Origin of the sequence: Paramuribaculum intestinale, from assembly GCF_003024925.1 — a bacterium.
In the GTDB taxonomy this organism is placed as follows: domain Bacteria; phylum Bacteroidota; class Bacteroidia; order Bacteroidales; family Muribaculaceae; genus Paramuribaculum; species Paramuribaculum intestinale.
This window is the reverse complement of the sequence record NZ_PUED01000228.1, coordinates 1-3,249: the sequence shown is the minus strand read 5'-3', so window position 1 is coordinate 3,249 and position 3,249 is coordinate 1. Positions and strand designations below refer to the sequence as shown.

Below are 3,249 nucleotides of genomic sequence, written 5' to 3'. Positions count from 1 at the left end.
CTCCGGCTACGCCACTAAGTCCGGCTATCATTCCTTGAAGCCCGGCGTTATCGTGGCTAAATATTCGGGCCTGTGTCTGTGCGTCGCCTATGGCGTTGGCAAGTCGCCCGGCTTCCTGTTGCAACTTTCGGAAGGTGTCCGTTCCGCGTAGCCCGGCTTCTTCCATTTGTCCTAACTGCTCCCGGACGTTGCGGAGCTGCGTCCTTAACGAAATTTGGGCGTTGGCGTTGTTTCGGGCGGCTTCCTCTGCCTTCCTTAACTGCTGTTCCTCGCGTAGAAGTGCGTCGGCTTGCTTTCCGGCTTCGTCTATGACGGTTTGGCGTAGGGTTATTTCTTCGCGGAGTTGGGCTTGTTTGGTTTGAAGGGCTGCCGCTTCTTCCTTATGCCCTGCCGAAAGTGCCTTAGACGCTTCCACACCGAGCCGCTTGTATTCGGCTTCCAACTCGGCAATAGCCGCCTTATTGGTGTCTACTACCACGTCTATTTGTGCAAAGGCTTTGTCTATGGCTTGGGCGGCGCGTGTAAAGGCCCCGTCCATCTGCTTACCGCCTAAAACGGCCGCGCCTTGGAACTCCTGTATAGCCTTCTTACTCTCGTTAAGAACGCTAATAAGTTGCTTGTTGTTACCGGAAATGTCAAACGACAGCCCGCCGCCTTGAATATTCATCGGTTTCTGCTGTTTATAAGGTTCATAAGTTGCTCGGCGTTGTCGTCGGTAAGGGCTATTTCGGTATCGTCGCCGCCGGACGTTCCGGGGGTGGTGCTTCCCTTGCCCTTGTCGTCAATGCCGGGCGCGTCTATCATCATTCTCAAAACCTCGCCCCACGAAATACCGTGTAGCAAGTAGTCCAATGTCCAACCGAAGTGAGCGCAGACGGAACCCCGGCGGCCTTGTGGACTTTTTAACCCTGTTGCTCTATACGTGTCGTTTCCGGGTCGCTTGTTCGCGCTGCGCTCATCAACCGCATAGAGTTTACAAAATCCCCTAAATTGCTTACGTTGGTTACTATAATCGCCAAAGTAAGAAGTTCGGAAGGTTTAAGGGTGTGGAAGAAAAGCCGTGTAAGGTCGCGTAGAGCCTTCTTGTCTTCCTTCCGGCGGTAGGTCGTGCCGTCGTAGGTGGCTATATAGTAGTCTTCGCCCAATACGGCGACGGCTACCGCTTCGGCAAGTTTGGCGGCTTCCTTGCTTGCCAAAGCGCGGGCGGTGCGTAAATAATCGTCGTCGCCTAACTTGGTTTCGTCTATCTCCATTTGAAGCCAAAGAAGGCTAAGACGGTCTAAGGTGGCTAACGTCGGTTCTTTAATCTTGTACGCCCTCGTTTCGGTTATCTTCTCCCGGCGACGGAAGAAGCCCCAAAAACCGGGCTTGCGGCGGTAGTGTGTTACCTCTATATCGAAGTCCACCCCTTCGCCTATCATTTTGCGCAGTTCCGCTTGTTCACGGTTCAACGCTTCTATTTTGTCGTCCTGTGGCATGGTCTTAATAATTGGGAAGGCCCCGGAACAATGTAGCGGGGCCTTCCGGGTTTGGTGTAAATGTGCGGGGCTGCTCGGTTAGGTCGTCTTCTTGATGACGGTAACGTACAACTTTTTAAGCCCGTCGGTATGGGGCTTCTGAACGGTGGCGGTAACTTCAAGAAGAAGGAGGCCTTTCTTGGAAAATTCGCCGTTGAACTTCGCCTTAATCTTGGCGCGGGGAACTTGAAACTTCAAGCCCTTGCGCGGAATGATGATAAGCGATTCTTCAATGTCGGCGGTAGCGTCGGGGTAGGCGTAAATGTCTGCCGCAATTTCGCCGCCGAAAAGACGTTTAAGACAGGCGAGGTCGGGGTTCATGATGGAAAAGGCAAACGTAGTTTTCCCGGGCTTGGTTATGATTTCTTCCGGGTCGTCGTTTTCCTCGGAGTAAAACTCCGTTTCCTCGCCGTCTTCCTGTGTCATCTTCGCTGTGTCTTGGTAGGTCAGGCCGTAACGGGTATAGTCCGTTTCGTTGAAGTCGCCATTTGCGGGTTCTTCTGTCTTGCCGAGAATGGCCGACAAACCTAATGTTATAGTAGACATAGGGGTATGGTGTTAAATTGTTAATGTATATTCCAGCTTATTCTCAAATTGCGGTAGTGCTGCTTTACCTCAATCTCTTTTATCGTGGTGTCGTTCTCAATCCAATATTCTAAGTCGGCTACGTTCTGTTCGTCCAAATAGGCTACAAGCGCGTCGCCAATGGTGCGTAGGCGTTCCCGGTCGGCTTTGCGCTGTTCCCGTCCGCGTATCTTTACTTTCTTGTCGGAAACAAAGATATTCACGTTGGAAGTACCCGTTTGGGGCTTTTCGTGCGTTACGGCTATCGTGTTTATTACGATGTCTTCCGCTTCGCTGTCGTCGGGTCGCTCCCCTTGGACGAATACGCCCCCGGAAATTTTGACTTTCCCGGAAGTAACGGCTTCCTGTACCAACTTGTAGAGGATGTCGTCCGTGTCTATGCTGCTGCAATGTTTCACTACTTGAAGGCGTTTTTAATGTTCGTAACTAAGTCGGCTAAGTGTTTGGCTACCTCCTTTTCGGCAAATTTTTCGGCGGAAGTCAATACGTCGCGGCCTTTGCTCTCGACGTGAACGGCGTAGTTCATACCCGCCACGACTACCAAAGCGTAGCCTTCGGTCTTGCTTCCCACTTGTAAGGCTAACCGCTGCCCTTCGTTAACTCCGGCATGTCCGCCCTTGACTGCGGCAAAAGCCACGTTTACGGGCTTACCGTCCACCAATACGACGTAGCCAATAGATGAGCGTAGGTTTCCCGTGCGGTCTTTGAAGCCACGTTCCGGCGGTATCATCTTCGCTAACTTTACGGCTTCTTCGCCTACGCGGGTAAGGCTTTCTATTAGCTGCCTATCCACTTCGGCTAACCACGCCTTAAAGGTCGCGTCTATGTCGTTAATATTGAAGTTCGCGCTTATACCCATAGCCTACAATGAAGTCGCCCTTTATCGAATTTCAAGCACTCGCCAATAATCCTAACTGCTCCTTCCGCCTGTGCGTCCTGTAAGGCTTCGTCGGTAAGCTCTGACGGTAGCAGTTCGCGGTCGGCTGCGGCCACTTCCTGGCCCAATCCTACGCGCTCCGTTCCCGCCGGAAGTTGGATAAGGGAAGCGAATGTTATAAACCTACCGTTCGCCGCCTGTATCTGCGTTCCCTTTCCCTTGGTTTCTTCCCGGCATGAACCGTGGAGTTTCCACGCTTCCCCGGTTGTT

At 52.3% G+C, this 3,249-nt stretch carries 6 protein-coding genes and 1 pseudogene; all 7 read right to left on the bottom strand.

What is annotated here, in order from left to right:
* Nucleotides 1-538, bottom strand: a pseudogene (locus tag C5O24_RS11965) (hypothetical protein); the annotation flags it as partial.
* Between the two features lie 125 nt (nucleotides 539-663).
* Nucleotides 664-813: a hypothetical protein gene (locus C5O24_RS14115; protein ID WP_161553900.1), complete on the bottom strand. Its 150-nt coding sequence runs from the start codon at nucleotides 811-813 to the stop codon at nucleotides 664-666.
* An 89-nt stretch (nucleotides 814-902) separates the two neighbouring features.
* The gene (locus C5O24_RS11960; protein WP_133165571.1) at nucleotides 903-1,451 is read right to left on the bottom strand and encodes a hypothetical protein; all 549 of its coding nucleotides are present in this window, start codon (nucleotides 1,449-1,451) and stop codon (nucleotides 903-905) included.
* 105 nt (nucleotides 1,452-1,556) lie between these two features.
* Nucleotides 1,557-2,063, bottom strand: a complete 507-nt coding sequence (locus C5O24_RS11955) for a phage tail tube protein (RefSeq protein ID WP_107681888.1) — start codon at nucleotides 2,061-2,063, stop codon at nucleotides 1,557-1,559.
* Nucleotides 2,064-2,083: 20 nt separating this feature from the next.
* A complete protein-coding gene (locus tag C5O24_RS11950; RefSeq protein WP_107681887.1) occupies nucleotides 2,084-2,500 on the bottom strand; it encodes a hypothetical protein in 417 nt (138 codons plus the stop codon).
* Entirely contained in the window at nucleotides 2,500-2,895 is a 396-nt protein-coding gene (locus C5O24_RS11945) for a hypothetical protein (protein WP_133165570.1), read from the bottom strand. Before C5O24_RS11945 ends, C5O24_RS11950 begins: the two co-directional genes overlap by 1 nt.
* A 56-nt stretch (nucleotides 2,896-2,951) precedes the next feature.
* Nucleotides 2,952-3,249: hypothetical protein (locus C5O24_RS14360; protein WP_107681885.1), on the bottom strand; the 298-nt coding region annotated here is incomplete at its 5' end.